19 protein-coding genes are annotated in these 22771 nt (G+C 53.6%); 14 read left to right on the plus strand and 5 right to left on the minus strand.

The features are described 5' to 3' along the window. Positions 1 to 8: 8 nt before the first annotated feature. Positions 9 to 749, minus strand: coding sequence for an HAD family hydrolase (locus PKO01S_RS11790; RefSeq protein WP_127531543.1), 741 nt, complete (start codon positions 747 to 749; stop codon positions 9 to 11). A gap of 207 nt (positions 750 to 956) precedes the next feature. On the opposite strand from PKO01S_RS11790, the gene PKO01S_RS28775 reads away from it, so the two are divergent. Next, complete coding sequence (locus PKO01S_RS28775) at positions 957 to 1094, plus strand: hypothetical protein (protein ID WP_164779579.1); 138 nt, start codon at positions 957 to 959, stop codon at positions 1092 to 1094. 151 nt (positions 1095 to 1245) lie between these two features. Here the strand turns inward: PKO01S_RS28775 and PKO01S_RS11795 are convergent, their stop codons facing one another. Further along, positions 1246 to 1467: a hypothetical protein gene (locus PKO01S_RS11795; protein ID WP_127531544.1), complete on the minus strand. Its 222-nt coding sequence runs from the start codon at positions 1465 to 1467 to the stop codon at positions 1246 to 1248. Between the two features lie 224 nt (positions 1468 to 1691). Here PKO01S_RS11795 and PKO01S_RS11800 point away from each other — a divergent pair, with 224 nt between their 5' ends. From PKO01S_RS11800 to PKO01S_RS11835, 8 genes are all read left to right on the plus strand, one after another. Next, complete coding sequence (locus PKO01S_RS11800; RefSeq protein ID WP_127531545.1) at positions 1692 to 2417, plus strand: phosphonate ABC transporter ATP-binding protein; 726 nt, start codon at positions 1692 to 1694, stop codon at positions 2415 to 2417. A 101-nt stretch (positions 2418 to 2518) separates the two neighbouring features. Next, the gene (locus PKO01S_RS11805; RefSeq protein WP_127531546.1) at positions 2519 to 3130 is read left to right on the plus strand and encodes a DUF3298 and DUF4163 domain-containing protein; all 612 of its coding nucleotides are present in this window, start codon (positions 2519 to 2521) and stop codon (positions 3128 to 3130) included. 92 nt (positions 3131 to 3222) lie between these two features. Continuing rightward, positions 3223 to 3885 carry a response regulator gene (locus PKO01S_RS11810; RefSeq protein ID WP_127531547.1) on the plus strand — a complete coding sequence of 221 codons (663 nt, stop codon included), beginning with the start codon at positions 3223 to 3225 and terminating at the stop codon, positions 3883 to 3885. A 193-nt stretch (positions 3886 to 4078) separates the two neighbouring features. Continuing rightward, positions 4079 to 5737, plus strand: a complete 1659-nt coding sequence (locus tag PKO01S_RS11815; RefSeq protein ID WP_246070544.1) for an amino acid permease — start codon at positions 4079 to 4081, stop codon at positions 5735 to 5737. 191 nt (positions 5738 to 5928) lie between these two features. After that, complete coding sequence (locus PKO01S_RS11820) at positions 5929 to 6612, plus strand: MOSC domain-containing protein (protein WP_127531549.1); 684 nt, start codon at positions 5929 to 5931, stop codon at positions 6610 to 6612. After that, positions 6612 to 7397: an SDR family NAD(P)-dependent oxidoreductase gene (locus PKO01S_RS11825; RefSeq protein WP_127531550.1), complete on the plus strand. Its 786-nt coding sequence runs from the start codon at positions 6612 to 6614 to the stop codon at positions 7395 to 7397. The genes PKO01S_RS11820 and PKO01S_RS11825 overlap by 1 nt, the downstream gene beginning before the upstream one ends. 106 nt (positions 7398 to 7503) lie before the next feature. Further along, complete coding sequence (locus PKO01S_RS11830; RefSeq protein ID WP_246070545.1) at positions 7504 to 8571, plus strand: phosphotransferase; 1068 nt, start codon at positions 7504 to 7506, stop codon at positions 8569 to 8571. Between the two features lie 62 nt (positions 8572 to 8633). Then, entirely contained in the window at positions 8634 to 9557 is a 924-nt protein-coding gene (locus tag PKO01S_RS11835; RefSeq protein ID WP_127531600.1) for a polysaccharide deacetylase family protein, read from the plus strand. A 91-nt stretch (positions 9558 to 9648) separates the two neighbouring features. On the opposite strand, the gene PKO01S_RS11840 is transcribed toward PKO01S_RS11835, so the two are convergent. After that, complete coding sequence (locus PKO01S_RS11840) at positions 9649 to 10662, minus strand: YpdA family putative bacillithiol disulfide reductase (RefSeq protein WP_127531552.1); 1014 nt, start codon at positions 10660 to 10662, stop codon at positions 9649 to 9651. Positions 10663 to 10833: 171 nt separating this feature from the next. Here PKO01S_RS11840 and PKO01S_RS11845 point away from each other — a divergent pair, with 171 nt between their 5' ends. The 4 genes from PKO01S_RS11845 (at position 10834) to PKO01S_RS29340 (ending at position 15664) form a co-directional block, all read left to right on the plus strand. After that, a complete protein-coding gene (locus PKO01S_RS11845) occupies positions 10834 to 11367 on the plus strand; it encodes an ADP-heptose synthase (protein ID WP_127531553.1) in 534 nt (177 codons plus the stop codon). Positions 11368 to 11712: 345 nt separating this feature from the next. Further along, positions 11713 to 13545 carry an ABC transporter ATP-binding protein gene (locus tag PKO01S_RS11850; protein ID WP_127531554.1) on the plus strand — a complete coding sequence of 611 codons (1833 nt, stop codon included), beginning with the start codon at positions 11713 to 11715 and terminating at the stop codon, positions 13543 to 13545. Positions 13546 to 13620: 75 nt separating this feature from the next. Beyond that, positions 13621 to 15438, plus strand: coding sequence for an ABC transporter ATP-binding protein (locus PKO01S_RS11855; RefSeq protein ID WP_127531555.1), 1818 nt, complete (start codon positions 13621 to 13623; stop codon positions 15436 to 15438). Between the two features lie 7 nt (positions 15439 to 15445). Beyond that, complete coding sequence (locus PKO01S_RS29340) at positions 15446 to 15664, plus strand: HIT family protein (protein ID WP_407669646.1); 219 nt, start codon at positions 15446 to 15448, stop codon at positions 15662 to 15664. 112 nt (positions 15665 to 15776) lie between these two features. On the opposite strand, the gene PKO01S_RS11865 is transcribed toward PKO01S_RS29340, so the two are convergent. Together PKO01S_RS11865 and xerS are read right to left on the minus strand one after the other, a co-directional pair. Then, positions 15777 to 16778: an LLM class flavin-dependent oxidoreductase gene (locus tag PKO01S_RS11865; protein ID WP_127531556.1), complete on the minus strand. Its 1002-nt coding sequence runs from the start codon at positions 16776 to 16778 to the stop codon at positions 15777 to 15779. 64 nt (positions 16779 to 16842) lie between these two features. Beyond that, positions 16843 to 17919, minus strand: coding sequence for a tyrosine recombinase XerS (gene xerS, locus PKO01S_RS11870; protein ID WP_127531557.1), 1077 nt, complete (start codon positions 17917 to 17919; stop codon positions 16843 to 16845). A gap of 188 nt (positions 17920 to 18107) precedes the next feature. On the opposite strand from xerS, the gene PKO01S_RS11875 reads away from it, so the two are divergent. Further along, entirely contained in the window at positions 18108 to 22769 is a 4662-nt protein-coding gene (locus tag PKO01S_RS11875; protein WP_127531558.1) for a DEAD/DEAH box helicase, read from the plus strand. The last annotated feature ends 2 nt before the right edge of the window (positions 22770 to 22771 follow it).

The following is a 22771-nucleotide window of genomic DNA, read 5'->3' on the forward strand; positions in this document are numbered from 1 at the left end:
GGTGTTCATTATTGGCGCTGCTCCATATAACGATAAATCGCTGGGGGCACGTCAGGCAAGTGCTGGAGGGTTAAAAATGCGCCGCGGGGCTGAATCGCAATCTCCATATTGTTGTATGCCCATTCCGTATCGATCTTCATGTGAATCGCATGAATGCCGGCAGTTAGCGCAGGCACGACGTCGGTTCGAATGGAGTTGCCGATCATCCACGTATGCTCGCGGTCGAAATCACCTTCCAGAAGGATCGATTCGAGCGCTTCGTTGTTCTTATGCCGGCGTATATAGATACGCGAATCAAAGTATCGTTCCAACTGCAGCTGTTCGATTTTGCGCTGTTGAATGAGCAATTCTCCGCCGGTATACAGATGCAGCCTGTGTCCTGACTCGGCAAGGTTGCTCAGCGTTTCTTCCATGAACGGATACGGTTCAACCGCATGCTCGTATACGCTCTGGCCGAGCTTCCACAAAAAATCTTCCTCAACAGCGGAACGGCTGCGTCCTGTCATATCGGAGAAATACCTGTACGTGTCGATGAACGATTGAGGGAAGTGGTCGCTCTTAAAGCCGAGTACCTTGACGCCTGCAATGTCGATCTCGGTCTGCTTGTCCTTCACCGCTTGTGCCGTCACTTCAGGATAACCTTTGAACCAGGTCACAAGTGAATCGTTGAATTGCTCGATGACGAGGTGGAAGTACTTGTTGCAGTAGACCAGAGTATCGTCTAGATCGAAGAAAATGTTTTGTTTCATCTTGGGCACGACTCCTTTGTCAGAAAAAGATAACCGACGGTACCTTCCTACCACCGTACGTTCATCTGCAAACCAGCCGCCACCGTATGGACGGTCGGCGTGGTTGCGCTTTCCCTCCTGACACCAATCTACCGTATTGGGAGCCTGTTCGTCAAACGGAATAATGATACCCGGCGGAGCAAATGCTAACGAGCGGAGGTGAGGGAATTGCCTTATAATAAAAGCCGTAAAATTAACAATCAGCATAACGAGGCGAGTCTGAAGGAAGAAGCGCAGACGCCGAAGGCGAACAAGCAAGCAGAACGGCCGCCAAGCCTTAACGGCATTAATAAAGAGACGATTTAGTTTTAGCCTAAAAGGCCGCGAGTGGCACCTATATGAGGACGCGGCAGCTTCCATTCCTCGAGTGCAGGTTATCCCTGTTCAGCGTAGGATTGGAGCGAACAAGAAGCGGCATGCCCTTGGTTCGGCATGCCGCATTCCCTCATATACATGGTTAAGCATATTTCAGCTGCTTGGCTGCAAGATCGTTCTTAATATATTCGATACGTTTCCGTACATAGAAATCAAAGCTGTCCCTGCGCAATTCCTTCGGCGCAACCGAAGCGCCGGATTCATTGTCTAGGATGGTGAGCTTGCCGTCGGTATAAAATTTAAACGTGAGATCCCGAAAAGGACTATTCTTCTCCACATAACGATAATTCATGCAGCGCTTCATGATGATACGCCTCCTTTAAATGCATATTATGGGTTTGTTCGAACACTTGTTCTTGTTTTGATTATACCAAACATTTGTTCGGATGGAAACTGTTTTTTGTTTACCGTAAACTAGATTAATAGTTAAACAGAAATCGCTTCCTCCCTTATCGCGCTCCAATAACTTCATTATAAGAACGGAGCGGATAAGCGGACATTCGCGAGTGGTATAAAGGAGATCAAGCTATGATTCGAGTTTCGCATCTGACGAAGCAAATTCCTGGCGGCCCTAAAGTGCTGGACGACATCAGCTTCGAGATTGAGCCTGGCGAGTTCGTTGCAGTGAAAGGCCCAAGCGGCAGCGGCAAGTCGATGCTGCTTCGCTGTCTAGGCATGCGTGAATCGTGGACCAAAGGCACCTATCTTTTCGATGGCAAGGACGTCACGGCCAACCCTCTGACTGGACGAGGCAAAGTCCGGCGTGAAGCAGCATACTTGGAAGAGTCGCCTGTATTGTTCAAAGATAAGACCGGGCTTCGCAACGTCATTATCGGCTCCGTCAACCAGACGCCGTTCTGGAGACGCTGGACCGGCATGGTTCGAAGCGATGATTACATGGGCGCGATGGATACAATCGAGAAGCTTGGGCTGCTCGACAAAGCGCATACGAAGGCGAATAAATTGAGCGGCGGCGAACGCCAGCGTATTGCGATCGCACGTGCGCTCGTTCACGGCGCGAAGGTCATTCTGGCCGATGAGCCGGTAACGGGACTTGATCCGCATTCCGCAGACCGTGTACTTGCTGATCTGAAGCGGCTATGCAAAGAGCAGGGACTTATCGTTATCGCCGCGCTTCATCAAGGCGATTATGCCGAACGGTTCGCTGACCGAATCTTCGGTCTCAGCGGCGGCAAGCTGCTGTTCGATGTGAAGGGCAGACGGCTTACCGAGCATGAACGTCGCCAACTATAAGGGGGGAATAGGCAGTTCAGGCCCAATAAATCGCTAGTCATGAGCGGCTTCGTCTGACGCATACAATGGACCATCTGAATGAATGGAAAGGTGGCTTCCGCATGGCGTTCAAACGACCGTTAGTTATTCGTACTCATCATTCGACTCATCCGAAAGTTACAATGGACATCCCTGTTGTATCCGGCGCATCCAACTCAACTGCCGAGAATCTGATTAATACGGATATTCGAAAAGGAGTGCAGCAGCTCATATCGGAGCAAGGCTCGCTCGAAGATCCGCGATCCGAGATGATCGGCTGGTTCGAGACGAAGACGAACGAGAAAGGCGTACTCAGCCTGTCGTTATACAATTATGCCTATACGGGCGGCGCGCATGGGATGACGCTTCAGAAATCGCTTACGTTCAATGCCGATACGGGCCGATCCTACACGCTGGCTCAACTGTTCAAGCCCGGCACGGATTACGTGAAGAGGTTGTCAGATATCGTAGCGAAGCAAATAGCAGCGAGACAGATCGAGACGTTGGAGCCGTTCAAATCGATTCGTCCGGATCAAGATTTTTATATTGCCGACCGCTCGCTTGTGATCTATTTTCAACTGTACGAGCTTACGGCTTACGTATACGGCTTTGCCTATTTCCCGATTTCAGTATACGATTTGCAAGATATCATTAATGAGAGCGGACCTCTCGGTCCGATGGCGGCTAACGATTAAATGCTAACCATTGCAAGAAGCGGCTGAAGTTCAGTCCGCTTGGATGGGGATAAGCCGCTTCAGTATTACGCCAAAGGGGAGAATCGTGCAGCATGCTGCCTATCATAATCATAGCGGCTGCGGCAGTTGCGGCCGCGCTATTCGTCTTCTTCGTCAACCGTCAGCGGCGGAAACGCGTTATCGATCAAGTGATGGTCGTACAAGCGGGTGAAATTGCGAATGCCGTCCGGCGGCAACCGGCTGACCAAGAAGGGCTTCACTTCTCAGCTGTGAGTGCGGCAGTCGAAGAAAAGGCCACGTGCATAGCCACTGTCGATACTGGGCAGGGATGGATCGAAGACAGCGGCAAGAGTAATTCGATAGAGCGTACGGTCTTAATCGTGGACGATCAGCCAATGCTTCGAATGATGCTTAGAGAAGTGCTCGAATCTTCGGGCATTAACGTAAGCGAGGCCGCCAGCGGCCATGAAGCGCTGGAGCTTGCCGGCCGTAACCAATTCGATCTGCTTCTATTGGATATGAGAATGCCCGGCATGGACGGCATCGAGCTGCTGCGCCAGCTTCGGCAGTGGAACGGCAATCCGAATGCGAACGTACCGTGTGCGTTCATCTCCGCTCTAGGCGATCCGGACAAAGAACGAGAGGCACAAGCGCTCGGTGTAACCGTGTTTATCGCTAAGCCGTTCGATATTTTTACCGTTCGGGATTATGTCACACGTGAGCTGATGATCGCTCATCAGCTTATAGCAGAATAAGATTGGTTTAGGATTAAAGAGAGCTGTTCGTAAGCTTGCCGGGAATTTGGCGGCTGCGGACAGCTCTTTTGCTGTCTGAGAATTGATGTCTGATCATTCTAGTCCGCCAATGTGCTGATTGCGTCCGCTTCTTCATACACTGGAAACATTGAGGTTCGTACAGCAATGAACAGAAGAAGCCGAGGTGAACAGCATGATTATCGGAATGATGGCGTTGGCCGCGTTCGCGGCACTATGTGCATTCGCATTATTCGGCGCAGCGCGGGCGGGAAGCGCAATCCGATCTTCGAGGCATCAATCGTATGGCATATCGACGTACGCCCAGTACGTGCACGACAAGGATGATTTGAACCGGCTTGGCTACCCGCAGCTGCTTCTGAGAAGAATGGGCAGCGTCTCATCGTTCGGGATGTCATTCAATCAGCTAGGCATGCTTGGCGGAGCGGCGGCATTGTATACGATGGCAATCGATTATGGCGGACAGACCGTGGTGGGGTGGGGATGGCTGCTCCTCGGCTTGTTCGGCATCGCAGCGGGTGCTGCGATGGCGGAGCTGTGCTCGGCATTTCCGACAGCTGGAGGGCCTTATCATTGGGCACTGGCGCTTGGCGGCGTCAGGTGGAGCTGGATTACGGGTTGGTTGCATACGTTAGGCAATGCCGCTATGATCGCATTCATGAACTATTTCGGCGCGCAGATGACTGACGGTTACTTGTCTTCGACGCTCGGATATGAGCAAGCAGGCTGGACCACAATCGGTTGGATGGTTGCGCTATATGTTATACAATGGCGGATCAATACCGCACGATTACGCGGGACGCGGACGCTGTTATCGCTGGGCGTCTGGATTGGAATCGGCGGCGCAGTTGGTATCATTGCCTATCTAGCCTGGTCGACTTGGCCGGGAATAGCACCGGTGCAATCGTTATTTGATTCCCGTTATAGTCTGGCGGGAGACGGCGCGTCGAACAGGCTCTCGTCTTCGTCGACCGGTTGGCTGATCGGTGTTCTGCTGCTGCAGCGAATGTTCGTCGGCAGCGAAGGCGCGGCCGCAGGCGCTGAAGAGACGGCTGATCCGCGTGTGCGCAGCGCGTGGTCGGTATTCCTGGCTCCGGTATATGTATTCGTATTCGGCTTCGTACTGCTGTCCATCTTATCGATTACGCTTCCGCTAAGTACCTCATGGGGTTCAATATCATTTGCCTCTTGGATAGCATCGGCTGTAGGTACTTGGAGCGGTTGGGAGCCGCTGCTTATCTTGCTTTGCATGGTGTCAATTGTGTTTTCTAGTCTTCAGGGAATGAATGCGCTGTCGCGTTCTTTATTCGCCATGTCAAGGGACGGAGCGCTGCCGGACCATACAAGGCTAAGCCGGGTATCGGCGCGTACCGGGAAGCCGACAGCGGCAATCACCGCCGCGGCGATCATCTCCGGTTTCATTGGCATCGTCTTTTTCAGTCTATACGGCGGCGGGGAAGATGGGCTATTAACGATAGCGGGCTTTGCAATAGCAGCCATTCAATTTGCATGTGCTATCCCGATCAGTCTGCGCCTATTCAAAGAACGGAAGCGGAAGGAGCTGCGCGTCGCTCCGTGGCAACTCGGGCGGGCAAGCACGGCTGTTCACTGGACAGCATGGCTCGGTATGGTCATTAGTGTGATCGGCTGCGTATTCTTGATCAATCTATACGCTGGGGCTGCGTTACTAATCGTAACAGCGGTCGCATGGATGGCATCGCTGATTCGAGGGGAACGGTTCGAACGAAAGCTTCAATTGTCATCGAGACGTACCCGTGTGGAGCTGCAACGAATTGAAAGAAAATTCGGACCGCTCTTTCTGGACGGGAAATGAGCAAAAAGATATTTCCCGGGGAAACGCATAAAAATACACAGTTGTCAACCTTTCGACAGCGATTTCATGACAAAATTGTGACAATAGTTGTCGAAGCATAGGTGACGGAATGCCGCATTTGCCAACGTTTGGCGTTTCTCGGTATAATGAGCGCAGATTATTACTGCGAGCAATAGGGGGGAAATCGGGAAATGAAGCGTTCGAATGTGACGATTATTTCCGTGAACGTTGGGATGCCTGCCTCGTTGAACCATGGGGAGAAGGTCGTTCAATCCGGCATACGCAAACAGCCGGTTCCAGGCAGTATTGCAATAACGGCAGGCGGATTGCCTGGGGACGGTCAGGCTGATCTCATCAATCACGGGGGGCCGGACAAGGCGGTATGCGTCTATGGATATGATCATTATCCTTATTGGGAAGAGCGGCTGGGCCTATCTCTAGAGGTCGGATCATTCGGTGAAAACTTTTCACTCTCGGGTTGGGATGAGATGGACTGGTGCATCGGCGACCAAGTACGAATCGGGACGGCTTTACTGCAAGTCAGCCAGCCGCGGCAGCCATGCTTTAAGCTGGGTGCAAGGCACGGTGTGCCCGAACTTGGAGAGTGGGTAGCGGAGACGGGATATACCGGCTTTTATTTAAGGGTGTTAAACGACGGCGTCGTACAGGCTGGAGACGAGGCGGTCATCGTTGACCGTCATGCGGCTTCGATTACGATAGCCGAGGCCAACCGGGTTATGCATCACGACAAATCAGATACCGATGGCATTCGCAAACTGCTTGCTGTGGAAGAGTTGGCTGGAAGCTGGCAGAAGACGCTGCAAGCACGTCTAGCACGGCTTACAGGCGCGTCCGTTACGGAGAAGGAGCATTAATGGCGGCTGCAAACCATCACTTCTCGAATCAACAACAGGATGACACTGTAATTGTAACTGGAGCGGCAGGCGGCATTGGTTCCGCTCTTGCTGCCGCATACGCATCAGCCGGACACCGCGTCGTCTTATCCGACCGGAATGCGGAGGCTGGACAACGAGTGATGGACCGGATCATAGAGAAGGGCGCGAGTGAGGAGCGGATGATGTTCCATGCTGCTGATCTTCGCCGCCCTGAGCAGATCGGCAGGTTGTTCCAGACGGCGGCAGAACGTTTCGGTTCCGTGGACGTGCTTATTAATAACGCCGGCTTCGGACATACCGTTTCCCTTTATGAGTTGTCAATCGAACAGTGGGACGACGTCATCGATACGAATTTGCGCGGAACGTTTCTATGCTCTCGCGCTGCCGCTACCCTCATGAGGGGGCAGAGAACAGGCGGGCGGATCGTCAATATTGCTTCGACGCGAGCTGCGATGTCGGAGGTCAATACGGAAGCGTATGCTGCTTCCAAGGGCGGGATTGTATCGTTGACGCATGCTATGGCGGTATCACTCGGTCCAGACGGCATTCGCGTGAACTGCATTAGTCCGGGCTGGATTGAGACAGGGGATTACGATGCGCTTCGCGAAGCCGATCATATCCAGCATCCTGCCGGACGTGTCGGAAGGACGGACGATATTGTGCGCGCATGCTTCTATTTGACCGACCGCGAGAACAGCTTCGTAACGGGTATCAATTTGACTGTGGACGGCGGAATGACGGTCAAGATGATCTACGAGCCGTAATAATGGCTTCAAACTTGTAGAGGGACGGATCGTCAGAAAACAACCGCAATATATTAACGGCATTAATTTTTAATGGTGCAAACAAAGAAAGGGTTTATACGCATTGATGAACAACGGAGATATGGATTCGCGAGAAACGCTATTAAGCGGCTGCACGGATGCACAGCGTATTGAACGCGACATTGCCGACAGCCTGCAGCAGTATGGCTTCGGCGACTGGACGGCTGTCGCCCGCCAATCGGGCATGAACAATACAACGCGTCTCATTGAAACGGATTCTGGACGATATGCGCTTCGATTGTACGACAACCATCAAGATCGAGGAATCGTTACGCTGGAGCATGAGATGCTTCATTATTTAACGTCATCAAGTTTCTCGCTGAAAGTACCGGAACCCGTTCGGAACAGCACGGGCGATACGATTACCGCATCGTCAAGCGGGAAGCTTGCATCGTTATTCCGCTATATCGAGGGAGAGCGCCCGTTATCCCGCCATGAGGCGCATGTCCGTTCGCTTGGCCGAGCGACAGGGATGCTTAGCGCGTCGCTTGCTCAATTTCAATCCACACATGCCCCAATCTACAAGCCGTACTATGAACTTGATCTATCCTATTCGGACTGGAGCGATGAGAACGTACTTGCATTAGCGGATCGGTCGAAACTCAGGCAACCGGAGATGGAATCGGTACGTCACCTTCTGGAAACAAGACGGAGCATGAGCACCTTCCTTGAATCGGTACGCTCATTGCCTCATCAATGGATTCATGGCGACTTGAATTTCTCCAATGCTGTAGCGGTTGAAGAAGAAATCGTCGGCGTGTTGGATTTCGAGTTTTGCACCGTTGACTTGCGTGCTATGGAGCCTGCTGTTGTACTCGTCGATTTCATCCACGCAGACCGTTCGGACGAGGAGAGAATGGCATACTTATCGCATTATGCTGTTGGGTATGGCTCGGCCTGCAAGCTGACGAGAGACGAAACGGATGCGGTACCCGGCTTGATGAAGCTGCGTATGCTGGACGTTTTTTTGCATTTTGCAGGAAGAAGATCGGATGAATTGGATGAAGTATCGGTATGGGAAGGCCAGATTCGCCATGCCGATTCCGTCTGCCGTTGGATCGATTCGTACGAGCCGGTAATGAAAGAAACGCTTCGTTCATCCTTAAGCGAATGATTGTACAAGCTTCCGCCATATACTGTTCTTGTTAAGGGATATGGAACGGAGGGTGAACGGTGATGAGTACGGCGCAGTTACTTGGTTACGGAGAGCAGGATCGGCTGGTCATCGTGAATGCGGATGATTTCGGCCTATGTCATGCCGCCAATGAGTCCATCAGCAGGCTGTTGTCAGCCGGATACGTGCAATCGTCAACGATAATGCTGCCTTGCGGATGGGCGAGAGAGGCGGCGCAATGGAGCGCGAGAAATCCAAGTCTCGACGTCGGCATCCATTTCACATTCACAAGCGAGTGGGATACCTACAAATGGGGACCGGTGTGTCGCACGGCTGCAGTCGAATCGCTGGTTACGGAGGAAGGGTATTTTCCGAAGGACGTGAAGTTGTTTGAACGGCAGGCCGATCCCGAACAGGTTAAGACGGAGCTGATTGCCCAAGTCGAGATGGCGCTCAAGCTGGGGCTGCGGCCGACGCATGCTGACAATCATATGGGCAGCTTGTATGGGCTGGAGACAGGACGCGATTTTCTAGCCCCCGTGTTCGAGGTATGTGCCGCCTATGGTCTGCCTTTCCGTCTTCCACGGAACTTGCTGACCGAGACCGGCCAGGTCGCGCCGCCCGAATTGGCGGAAATCGCGAAGAAGCGGGCGGAGGAAGCGGAGTCGCTCGGCGTCGTCGTGCTCGATTATTTGCTCGGCTTGCCGTTCGCGATGCAGTTCAACGAGACTTATGAGTCGTATCGGGCTCAGTTTATTCAAATGCTAAGCGGACTGCGGCCAGGCGTATCAGAAATTATTATTCACCCGGCCGATCCGACCGATGAACTGAACTCCTTCCATACGCAGGCTGAGAAGCGGGGATGGGATGTCAGGCTTCTGCAGGATCCGGAGGTTCTTCGCACCTATGAGGAGCAGCGGCTCATTCGCGTTGGATGGCGAGAGCTCCAGCAGCTGCAATCGATATTACAGAACGGACACGACTGAGAAAAAATACAACCTTCGCTTTATGGCAGCATGAGCCGTATTCGCGAAGGTTGTATTATTAATGCTGTTAATAATCGGCGGGCAAGTCTGATCAACGCGCTGGTTTCTCCTCCATTTGAATCGCGATATGGTTGGCAATCCACTGCCCGTGGTATCGTCCGGTCTCGATGAACACTTCGTTCGCTTGCTTGCGGGAAGCTACGACACCGGCTAGATATACGCCAGGCACATTCGTCTCCATCGTCGATTCATTGAAGGTCGGGCTACCGTCCTCTTCGAGTGTGACGCCGATTCCTGTAAGGAATTCTCGATCGGGATGGAAGCCGGTCAACGCGAGAACAAAATCATTCGGCAGCTTCTCCTCGCCTTCTTCATTCTCGATCGTTACCGAAGCGGGTTCGATATGTACGACGCGGGAGCGGAACAGCATTCGAATTCGGCCTTTATTGACGAGGCTTTCGAAGAGCGGAAGAACCCAAGGCTTAATGCCAGATGCGTAACCTTCGCCCCGGTAGATGACCGTGACTTCGGCTCCGACTCGCTCCAACTCAAGTGCTGCGTCGATCGCGGAATTGCTGCCGCCGATAATCGCGACCTTCATTCGGGTATAGGGATGGGCTTCACGAAAGAAATGGCTTACTTTGTCCAGCTCTTCACCTGGTATACCGAGCGTGTTCGGATGATCGAAGTAGCCAGTTGCGACGACGACTCGGTCGCAGCGGTATAGGTTCGTGATACCGCTGCGTTCGGTCGAATGAACGAGGAATGTACCGCCTGCTTCTCTCTCAACTTGAGTAACCGTCTCGTAGGCATTCATGCGAATGTTGTGCCGAAGCATAACGGTCCGGTAGTAGGCAAGTGCTTCTTGCCGCGTTGGCTTGTCGCCCGATGTTGTGAATGGGATGCCGCCAATCTCGAGCAATTCCGGCGTGCTGAAGAAACGCATATAGACCGGATACTGCGAGATGGAATGGACGATGTTACGGCTCTCGATGATGAGAGGATGAAGGTTAAGCTGCTGCAGCGCAAGCGCGGCAGCTAGACCGCAAGGGCCGGCGCCGACGATGATGACATGTTCCGATTGGATTGGGGTCGCTCCTAGCATGATGGCAATTCAGCCTCCTGGATCAGAATTTAGATGAATCAATTGTACCGTTGCAATGCTCCCGGGCGCAAACCGAATACAGAAGCTGCCAATAAATCAACGAATGGTACTGGGTACGAGCTCTCGAATCATGTATAATGATGTTGAAATGTACGACTGGGAGGATGCTAGATGCGACGGCGTTTTGTAATTGAAGCGGTGATGGTGGCCACCTACGGGCATTTGCTCGTGCCAAGCCGTCCGGTTGATTATGTTGTTCCTTATTCGACGATTGCCGAACTGTATGATATGAAGGACGGTGCGGAGCCTGTCATGGAGGATCCGTCTGACGATAAGCATGTAAAAGAAAAGATCGGCGAGTTGATCGCCTTCTTCGAGGATCCGTTAAACCGCAAAAAAATCGAACGGGCCCTGCAGGTGCCTTGGCGCGAGAGCGCGCCGCTTCTCTTGGACGATATGATTCAGTTCACGATCGTTCATTCGCTGGACAACGCGCAATACGGGGAGATGTTCGATCCGATCGAGACAGAGATTCTGCTAGCGGGAATGAAGCTGAATACGCCGATTCTCTCCGACCAGATCGAGTTTCAGGAACGGCTCATCGATGCGGAAATTCCGGTGCAAATCTATGATATCGAAGATTTCGAGTTCGCGGTCGAAGGCGGTATCGGACCGGAAGATTTTATCGAGCACCGGGATCTATAACCGTTATTTTCGAAATGTTATAAAATAAAAGGGTTGCGCGTCTTTGGATTGGATGCTAATATTTGCTTGTGTTAACGACGAATAATAACGACGGATACGAAAGGGGGGACTGAACATGCGTAATCAGAATCAAGCCGCATTTAATGCTTTTCAGATGCAGAAACAACGGTTTAATTACGCTTTTACAGGCCCTTCCTTTTCGTATGATTGCGTATAACGGGGATTGCTGTCTCTGTTTGCCTAGTCGTGTGCGAGAAGACCTGGAGCCTTATTGGCTCTAGGTCTTCTTTGTTTTTGTTGTTGCCGTTCGAAGGGGAACGTCTAGAGAGGAGAGATAAGAATACGATGGCAACGTTATTGCGATTGTTGAAGTATGTAAGACCGAGTGCCAAGTGGGCGGCTGCGGCGTTGTCCCTCATGCTGCTTGCGACTGTCATTGACCTGTTGGCGCCTTGGGTATTGCGCAAAGTGTTCGACGACGGCATCGGCAAGCGGGATATGGCAGTCGTCATGCTCCTGACGCTCGCGTTGTTCGGCCTGCAGGTGATCAAGAGTTTGGGTTCGTTCGCGCAGGGCTATACGCAGGAGATGGTCGGGCAGAATGTCGTCTTCACGCTGCGGAAACAAATGTACGCACAGCTGCAGCGGCTGCCTTTTAAGTATTATGACAAGGCGCAGACCGGACAGTTAATGTCGCGAATGACGGGCGATATCGAAGCGGTCAAAAATTTCGTCGGCTTCGGCGCCATGATGCTGATTACCGGTATATTCACGTTCGTCGGGACGTTGATCTTCATGTTGTCGATGCAGTGGGAAGTAACGCTGCTCGCGCTCAGTCCGATTCCGCCGCTGCTGGTCGTCATGTGGGCCTTCAGCCGGAAGGTCGGACCCGCATGGGGCAATATCCGCGAACAAATGGGACGGCTCACGACGACGCTGCAGGAGAACATCTCCGGCATTCGAGTTGTGAAAGCGTTCGCGCGGGAAGATAAAGAGCAATCGAAGTTCGCTGAACGCAATGAACAAAATTTCGAAACGAACATGTACCGGGCGAAGCTGGAAGCAACGGCGTTCCCGCTGATGGGCTTCATGGGCGGATTGACGTTTCTCATCATGATCTGGCTCGGCGCTGTCTACGTCGCCAAGGGCGAAATGACGCTCGGTACGTTCATGGCGTTCCAATGGTATACATGGGGCTTGATCTGGCCGCTTAACATGCTCGGCTGGCAGATCAATATTTTTCAACAGGCTTTGAAAGCGGCTCCCCGGGTGTTCGAAGTGCTGGATACGGAAGTGGACATCGAATCTCCAGACGGCGGCGGTACCGATACCTCATCGATGAAGGGCGCTGTGTCATTCGACCGGGTGACCTTTGCCTTTGATCCCGTTTCGAAAACGTCTGAGAATGAAGGGAAGCCGGCTGCCGATCAAGAAGCAGCTGCAGCGGCAGAGGATGACAGCGACAGCGAGACTGCTGCAATCCAGCCAGTCCTTCAGAACATCAACCTTGACGTTCAACCAGGTGAAGTGATTGCGGTTCTCGGTGCGACCGGATCGGGCAAAAGCAGCTTAATCGCTCTACTGTCCCGCTTCTACGACGCGACGGACGGGACGGTCCGAATCGATGGCATCGATGTGAGAGACTACAATTTGGAAAGCCTCCGGCGAAGCATCGGCATCGTGCCGCAGGAGACGTTCCTGTTCTCGGCATCGATACGCGACAATATCGCATTCGGGTTCCCTGATGCGACGCAGGAGCAAATCGAGAATGCGGCGGTTCGCGCACAGATCCATGATTTTATCGTCAATATGCCGTACGGCTACGATACGTTGATCGGCGAGAGAGGGGTCGGGCTGTCAGGCGGCCAACGCCAGCGTGTCGCACTTGCGCGCGCGATTCTGATGAATCCGCCGATCCTGGTATTGGATGAAGCAACGGCAAGCGTGGATACAGCAACGGAGTCGGCCATTCACGAGGCGCTGCTTGAAGTCATGCAAGGCAGGACCACGTTCATCATCGCCCAGAGGCTGTCGTCCATCCGCCGGGCAGACCGTATTATCGTGCTGGATAACGGACGGATTGTGCAGCAAGGAACGCATCGCGAGCTGAACGAGCAGGACGGATTTTTCCGCAGGCTGTTGGAGAAGCAGGAGATGGCAGCGGCGTCGGGGCAGTAAGAAGCCGAATCATTCATTAAAAAATTAATAGCATTAATATTAAAAACTTCTATTTTATCGCAGAGGGGGAATACCGTGAGTCAAGTCGAATGGGATTCGGAAGACGAGCTGGAGGAGAAGCCGTTTCAGCTCAATTATTTGAAGCGGCTGTTCCGGTATGTACTGCCGTATAAACGAACGCTCAGTGTCGTTGTCGGCATCGTGCTGCTGAACATGGGACTCAGCCTCGCCGAGCCGCTGCTGCTCGGGTTTATTATCGATGATGGGATTATGAAGCAAGACTACGATTTTATTATGTGGACCGGTATCGCACTGTTGAGCTTCCGGTTTATAGGATGGCTGTTCGGATGGCTGCATACGAAGTTGATCAACTTCACAGGCCAGCGGGTGCTGTTCGATTTGCGCCAGCAGTTGTTCAATCATCTGCAGACGCTCTCGTTCCGGTTCTTCGACGGCCGTCCAGCCGGTAAAATCATGTCGCGTATCACGAACGATACGAACGCAATTGGCGAATTGATCAACGGCGGACTAATTACGACCGTAATGGAAGTCACGCATTTGCTCGGCATCGTCGTCATCCTGTTCTGGATGGATTGGCAGCTTGCGCTGTTGTCGTTCATTACAATGCCGCTGCTTTACCTGATTGTCGGTAAGCTGCGTCCGAAGATTGAAGGCTCATGGTCGAAATCGCGCCGGACGATGTCTGCGATTAACGGCAACGTGAATGAGACGATACAAGGCATTCGCGTCGTGCAAGCTTTCTCCCGTCAATCGGTTAATAATGCTAAATTTAACGCCATTAATACGAACAATAAACAAGCATTCATGCGCGCAGTACGGTTGGAATCGACCGTATGGCCGCTGGTCGAGCTGATCGGCATGCTCGGTACATGTATCGTTATCTGGTTCGGCGCGAAGCGCGTGATGGACGATGTGCTCACAATCGGTTTCGTCATGGCGTTCATCAACTACTTATGGCGGTTCTGGGGACCGCTCAGCGCATTGTCCAAGGTGTACAGCCAGCTGCTGTCGGCGATGGCATCGGCAGAACGGCTGTTCGAGATATTGGATACGGAGCCCGAAATCCGGGATGCGGAGCAAGCGAAGGAGCTTCCTTCGATCCGCGGCGAGGTGGAATTCCGCAACGTCTCATTCCGTTATGGTCCAGACAAACCGGAAGTTCTTCATGGTATTAATCTTCGTGTGAAGCCGGGTCAACGCATCGCGGTTGTTGGTCCGACCGGTGCGGGCAAGAGTACGATCGTCAACTTGCTGATGCGCTTCTACGATTCGACGGACGGTCAAGTGTTGATCGACGGGAATGATGTGAAAGACGTTACGCTCGACTCGCTGCGCCGTCAGATGGGCATCGTGCTGCAGGACTCGTTCATTTTCTCGGGCACGATTGAAGAAAACTTGCGTTACGGCAATGAGGATGCGACGGACGAAGAACTGCTGGAAGCGGCGAAGAGCGTTCGGATCGACCAGTTCGTCAAGAAGTTCGCGGATGGTTATCAGACGCAGGTGGAAGAACGCGGCAGCAAGCTGTCCGTCGGACAGCGGCAATTACTTGCTTTTGGCCGTGTGCTGCTGAGTGATCCACGTATCCTTATTCTTGACGAAGCGACATCCAGCGTCGATACGGAGACAGAGCAGCATATTCAATCGGCGCTTACGCGCGTATTGGAAGGCCGAACGGCATTTATAATCGCGCACCGATTGTCGACGATCCGTGATGCGGATCTCATAATCGTCGTACGCGACGGCCGCATTACGGAGCAAGGAACGCACGATGAGCTAATGAAAACGAGCGGTTTATATGCGAATCTCGTGCAATCGCAGCTGCTGATGCAGCAATCGTTCAACGAAACGTTAACCAACAAGACCGGCTAATGCTTCGATGATGATGTCAACCGTATTAAAACGTGTGTTTCAGCCGGACGGCATTACGATCTGTCAGAATGGCGGCAAATTTAATGACCTCAATCATTATCATATGCACCTTATTCCAAGATACGAGGGGGACGGCTTCGGATGGAGCGATCCGCTCCATCCGGACGGCGCCGAGAATCGGCTTCGCGTGACGAGGGACAAGCTGCGGGATGCGATGATGGCCTAAAACAAAGGTATGCGGTGGTAAAGATATAATTGCGACACTGGGCAGTACTATGAACGAGAGATAAATAAGGGCCGATCCTTCGCCGTAAGGCAGAGGAGTCGGCCCTTGTTCATTAACTCAACCCGAACGCTTCGGCTACGAGACGGTATGACCGGATGCGCGCTTCGAAATTGTGCGTGTTCGTGACAATCATCAGCTCATCCGCATCGTAACACTCGCGGATGGCGATCAGCTTCTGCTTCACAACATCCGGAGTGCCAACGATGATCTGGCTCCGGCGGCTGTTGATCAGCTCGATATCGATCTCGTCGTACGGGTACGACTGTGCTGTCTCGACGGACGGGAAAAACCGGAGTTGGCCGCCGCGGTGAAGCATCAAGAAGAATAAGGATGTGCTCGCCGCGAGCCGTTCGGCTTCTTCTTCTGTATCGGCGCAGACGACATAGACAGCTGCCAAAGCATGCGGCTTATCGTTAAGCGCCGAAGGCTTGAAGTTGTCCTTGTAGCTGCGAACGGCCGCTTCACCGCCCTGCACGCCGAAAAACTGGGCGAAGCCGAACCGAAGTCCGAGCTGAGCAGAAATCCTTGCGCTCTCGCCGCTTGAGCCGAGAAGCCACACCTCAGGCGCTGTATCGATGATCGGCGAGGCGAACAAATTTGGAAACGGATGCGTTGGTCCGACTTGATCATACAAATAATCAATAAGATCGGATATCTGCTGAGGGTACCGGTCGATGGAAGTATATTTGCCTTCCTGAAGAGCGCGCGTGGACAATGGCATACCGCCTGGTGCGCGCCCGAGTCCGACGTCAATTCGGCCAGGGTGGAGCGCTTCGAGCAGGCGGAAATTTTCCGCGACTTTATAGGTGCTGTAATGAGGGAGCATGACGCCGCCGGAGCCGAGCCTGATGCGTGACGTATGCGCCGCGAGATGGGCGATCAATATTTCCGGACTGGAATGCGCCAGAGCGCCGGAAGCATGATGCTCGGATACCCAGTAGCGGTAATAGCCGAGCCGGTCGGCTTCGATCGCCAGCTGTGTCGTTTCTCTTAGGGCGTCGGCAGCTGTACGGCCTTCGGCGACCTGTGATTGGTCTAGTATGCTAAGCTTCATGTATGGTTCACCTCATAAATTGGAATTTGTAGAGCAGCAAAAAAGGAATAGGAAGTGCCTGTTCCTATGTATTGTGATCGATTGCTTCCGCCATCGTTCTGTCGGTCAGATGAGCATAGATTTGCGTCGTCTCTGGCGATGCATGGCCAAGCTGCTCCTGCGTCTTATAAATGTCGTTACGCAAATAGTAGTCGGTCGCGAATGAATGCCGCAATTTGTGGACGGACAGGTACGGCTTGCCGAACCTTTTGGCATATTTGATGACCATCTCTTGAATGGCCCGCTTCGTCATGCGAGAACCTTCCTTCTTGCCGTTTGCAACGGCGAGGAAGAGCGCTTTTTCCCGCTTAGGCGCATTGTAGGACGTATCCCGTATGCTCATGTAGGCACTCAATTGGTCGACTGCTTCCTGGCGGAAATAGACGGGCGTCTTGAATGTGTCGTCATTTTTACCTTTACGGAAAACGTACGTCAGCTTCTTCTTCAAATCGATGTCTTCGACATTCAAGTTAACGACCTCGGAGACACGCAAGCCGGAGTGCAGAATGAGACTGATTATGCAGGCGTCGCGCACTTTGTTCAATTGATAGCTGTATATGGCTTGCTTGTTCGAAGCAACGTCATTCTCATAGTCGCGCTGCACGTAGGCCATAAATTCATCGATCTCTTGCTCCTGCAGCAGCTTTCCTTCTAGCTTCGCCGCCGTATCCTTCGGTTTATGCGTCCGCTTGATGGACACTTTGGCCATCACATTCCGTTTCAGCAGCGGGTAAAATTGTTCGTCCTCCGCGATCTGGCTCAGATAATGAAACAGCGAACGGAGCGAGGAGAGCTTGCGGGTAACGGTCACGCGCATATTCGTATGCTCGGTCCGGGTCATCAGGAACATACGGAACGAGTCGATGCTGTCCATATGCAGCCGTTCCAGTTCTTCAAGCTTTATATCTTTGACAGAAGGGCCTTCAGCAAGCCCTTCGGCGAGCAGATAAGAGAAGAACGTATCATAATCCCGCACATATTCAAGCAGCGAGGAAGGGGACAGATCGGGCAGCTTAAAGTTAATAAACTTCTCGACATACCACGGCATGAGCGGCACTTTCTTATCCAGCTCCTGGCGGTCCTTGATCTTAATGACGTTCATGACGGGTCAACTCCTTACAAAAAATAAGTAACGTCCGCTTCTTCATTATACGCCCGTAAGATCGAGCAGAACAACTATTCGGCCATCATACGGAGGACATTGTCGAATTTAGAGGACGACCTGTTTCATTGAACCGCACAATGCTGGTATAATAAGGAGAATGATAGGCTTCCAGGAGTTGATATCCGTTGAAAATAGCGCCGCTGCAACCGTTTCATCCCGTAATCGCTGAATGGTTCGAGCAAACCTTCGGCCAGCCGACCGACGTGCAGGTGCGTGCTTGGAGGACGATTCAAGACGGCAAGCATACGTTGATCGCTGCTCCGACCGGGTCGGGCAAAACGTTGGCTGCGATGCTGCCTTGTCTGGATGCCGTAGTCCGTGAGAAACTTAATGAGGGCAAGTCGTCGGGCACGGCGGCAGGCAAGCTGGAGCGAGGCGTGAGGGTATTGTATTTGTCTCCGCTGAAAGCGCTTAATAATGATGTGTTCTACAATTTGGCATCGTTTATTGAATCGATCGACCGTGCTGCAGCGGAGCGGGACACACATTGGCCTGGCGTTCGCTGCGCGGTGCGGACTGGCGATACGCCGTCGTCTCAGCGCGCTTCGATGGCGAAGCGTCCGCCGGATGTGCTGCTGACGACGCCAGAATCGCTCTATATACTGTTGACATCGGAGAGTGGCATATCGATGCTGCGAACCGTCTGTCATGTCGTCGTCGACGAGATTCACGACTTGGCAGCTGACAAGCGCGGATCGCATCTGTCGCTGTCGCTTGAACGGCTGGTTCAGCTGTGCGGACATCCGATTCAACGGATTGGCGTCTCCGCCACGCAGAAGCCGATGTGGCGGGTTGCCCGGTTCTTGGGAGGCTGGCAACCGGATTCGGATTCATCTACAGACGATTCACAAAGAGCTATTGATCCGCATGAAGTTCGAGATTCGAGTGCGGTTGATACCGAGTTAGACTCTGTTGCTTCGGCAGACCCGCTTGCTGAGCAGCAAATTCACCCGCTTGGCTATATGCCAAGGCCTGTTGCGATCATCGAAAGCACGATGCGCAAATCGATGCAAGTGGTGTTGACGATGCCCGACCAATCGAAGCCGATGACTTCCCGCGAGGCGGTCTGGCAGCCCATGCTGCAGCGGCTGTTCGCATTGATGGAGGGTTGCCGGACGGTGCTGATCTTCGTGAACAGCCGCAGGCTGTGCGAGCGAATCTGCTTGCGCCTTAACGATGCCGCAGGCTACGAATTGAGCCGGGCGCATCACGGCAGCCTAGCGAAGGAACGTCGGCTTGAAGCGGAACGGATGCTGAAGTCCGGCGAGCTGCGCTGCATTGTCGCGACCTCGTCGCTGGAGCTCGGCATCGATGTCGGCCATGTCGATCTTGTCATTCAAGTCGATCCGCCTTTCAATGCGGCTTCGGGCATCCAGCGGATCGGACGGGCTGGCCATTCGGTTGGCGACATAAGCCGTGGAGCGATCATCGTGCGGCACCGCGGCGCGCTGGCGGAGTCGGCGGTGCTGGCCAGGCTTGTCGCGGAACGGGACATCGAGCCGATCCATATCCCTCGTCATCCGCTGGACGTTCTGTCTCAACAAGCGGTGTCGATGGCAGCTGGGCGCGATTGGACCGTACCGGAATTGTACGAGCTTGCCGTTCGAAGCGACAGCTTCGCGGCGTTTCCTTATGACAGACTTATTGCTATGCTTCAAGTACTGAGCGGATTGTATCCGTTCGCGAGACCGTTGCTCGACTGGGACCGGGATACCGACACGATTAGCGGAAGACGCAGCAGCTCGATCGCGGCTCTGACCGGAGCGGGTACGATCCCGAGCAGCTCCGCATATCCGGTCCATCATTTGGACAGCCGGGTGCATCTAGGCGAACTGGACGAGGAGTACGTGCAGGAGAGCCGGGTCGGCGATGTCTTTCAGCTTGGCACGAACAGCTGGATGATCCGCAAGATAGATAAAGACCGCGTGTACGTGACGGAAGCAGCGAACAGTTTCAGTGAAATTCCATTCTGGCGCAACGAGGCCGGCGGCCGTTCCGTGGAACTGGGCCTTACAATCGGTGCGTTCATCCGCGAGTTGGCCGATAGATTGAAACTTAATGACGGGAGCGCGGCGGATACGACCAAAGCGGAAAAACAGCCGGCCGATCCTTCCGTAACGGATTGGCTGATGAACAGCTACGGGATGGACGGCGCATCGGCAGAGACGCTGATCGGTTATATCCAATCGCAGCATTCATTCTGCGGATTGCCGACGGACTGCCGAATTATGGTAGAGCACTACCGCGACGTTTCGAACCAGACGCATATTATTGTACATAACTGGTTCGGCCGCAGGCTCAACCGCACGTGGCTGCTCGCGATCGAACGCCAATTCGAGCAACTGCTGCCCTACAAGCTGTATGGCAATGCGAAGGACAACGGCATTGAATTCGTTCTCCCGGATTGGGACCCTTCATGGCTCCAATCGATCTGGCAAGTCACGCCTGGCAATGTGCAGTCTCTATTAACGGATGCGGTTACCGGTTCGCCGCTGCTAGCCATCGCTTTTCGTCATCTGGCAGAAACATCGTTGTTATTGTCGCGCAGCTTTACGCGGACGCCGCTGTGGCAGAAGCGTCTTCGCAGCGAGGAACTGCTGCGGGAAGCAATGCCATATGCCGAGCGGTTTCCATATTTAGAAGAAGCGATGAGAGAATGCTTGCACCGGTATCTTGATCTGGACGGTCTGCGAGGCATCCTCGAATCGATCGGAAGCGGGCAATTTGAATTCGTCGTACGTGAGACGCAATATCCTTCTCCAATGGCGACGCAGTTCATAGCTGAATATGTGAATATGCGGATTTATGAAGGGGATGGATTAGATGACGTCATCCGAATGCAGCTGTTGAACGTAAGTAAGGAGCTGGCGGGCAAAGTGTTCGGAGATGACGCCGTACGCCGAGCATTATCGGAGAACGTAATCCAGGCGGAACGCGAGCGGTTATTAGACGCAGGCAGCAGGTTGAACAGCCCGGATGACTTGCTGGCGATGCTTAAGAGCCGGGGAGATATGGGCAGCGAGGAGATCGTACGGCTGGGAGGCGAAGCTGCGTTAACGTGGGTGGCGGAGCTAAGCGGACGCGGAGCAATCGTTCTTGTCGATCTAAGCAGCCGGGAATCGGCGGCGGAGCCGCATCGAACAATAGCCGCCGATACAGAGGCCTCGGATGAGGCTAGGGGCGGTTCAGACCGGACCATCCGTTGGATTTGCCGCGACGAACAAGAGATATACAGCGGATTCCCGGACGATCCCGCTTCGGTTGCTTTTATTATTGGCCGGTTCGCAGAGCATCAATTATCGTTCACGGAGCCGGAACTATGCGACCGGTATCCAGTATTGACGCTCCAGTCTGCCCGGGAGGCGGTCGACTCTCTGCTTGCGCATCAACGGATTGAACAAGCACCTTTCGCTTCGGGACCGGACGAGAGGCTGTGGACAGGCCGGCGTACAGCGGAGAGGATGATTAGGCTATCGATCCGCGAAGCGCGCGACAAAGCGAAGCCGGCACACCCGAACCGGTGGTTCGTTCAGATGGCGATGCGCCAGCATGCGCTGAGCGGCACGCAGCTTCGCGGCGAGGAGGGGCTGCGGACCGTCATCAGCCGGCTGCAAGGTCTGTACTTGCCGCTGACACATTGGGAGACGATCATTTTTCCGTCTAGAATGGTCGATTATCGGCCGGAGCAGCTGGATTTGCTGTGTGCGACAGGTGATATCATTTGGCTAGGCAGGCAGGACAATGGGGAAAGAGAAGGCCGGATTGCTTTCTTCTTAGCAGAGAATAAACCGTTATATGCGCCTTATGTGTCGGGATTGGCCGGGAAGACGTCGTCGAGACCGGAGCTGCTGGCTAAACTGCGTGCCGGAGGAGCTAGCTTCTTGACGAAGCTCGCCCGGGATGCCGGCGAGACGCCATCGGACACGCTCGACAGCCTGCTGGCCCTCGTCTGGGAAGGACAAGCGTCGAACGACCAATTCGCCCCGCTCCGTCTGCATGCCGGGAAGAAGAAGAGCGATTGGGCACGAAGCGGCTCTGGACTCGGCAGATGGTACTGGACGGGCAGTTTATCGGAGGACTCGGCAAGTACATCTGGCCCTGGCGATCAGCCCAAAGCACCGCAAGAACGTCGTACGGATTCCTTATCGGGTCAAGCGAATCCGATGGAGTCGTCGGCCATGCACTGGGTAAGGCATCTGCTGGACAGCTGCGGTATCGTGACCAAAGAACTCGCTGCCCAGGTGACGCCGTTCGCTTGGGATCAGCTTCTTCCGGTGTTACGTCAATTGGAAGAGTGGGGCACGATTACGCGCGGCAAGTTCGTCGACGGCGAAGCATCGATGCAATTCACGACGCCGGAAATTGCGGAGACGATCCGCTCGCCTGTACCGGAATCGGCGGATCGCAGCGTAACGGTGCTGTCGTCGGTCGATCCTGCTAATCCATACGGACTTATCGCAGATTGGCCGGACGATGAGTCTTGCTCCTTCGCACGTAAGGCTGGACATTATCTCGTGCTGCGCGGCGGGGAGTGGCTGTATTGGATCGAGAATAACGGCCGGCGAATCCATACAATAGGACGCGCTGCAGCGGAAGAGGATTCCTCCTTGTTCGAGCTGCGCATGTCGCTGGCCGCTATTCTTCGCCGCCAGCGGCTTAGCAAGATTGTCGTCGAACTCTGGAATGGCAGTTCCATTCTATCGACGGATCAGGGCGGCGGGCTGCTAGGAATAGGGGCCGAAAGAGACGGTCAGCGTCTCGTATTCTGGCCCAGCACATTAAAGTAGAG

Origin of the sequence: Paenibacillus kobensis NBRC 15729, assembly GCF_004000825.1 — a bacterium.
Lineage (GTDB): Bacteria > Bacillota > Bacilli > Paenibacillales > Paenibacillaceae > Paenibacillus_T > Paenibacillus_T kobensis.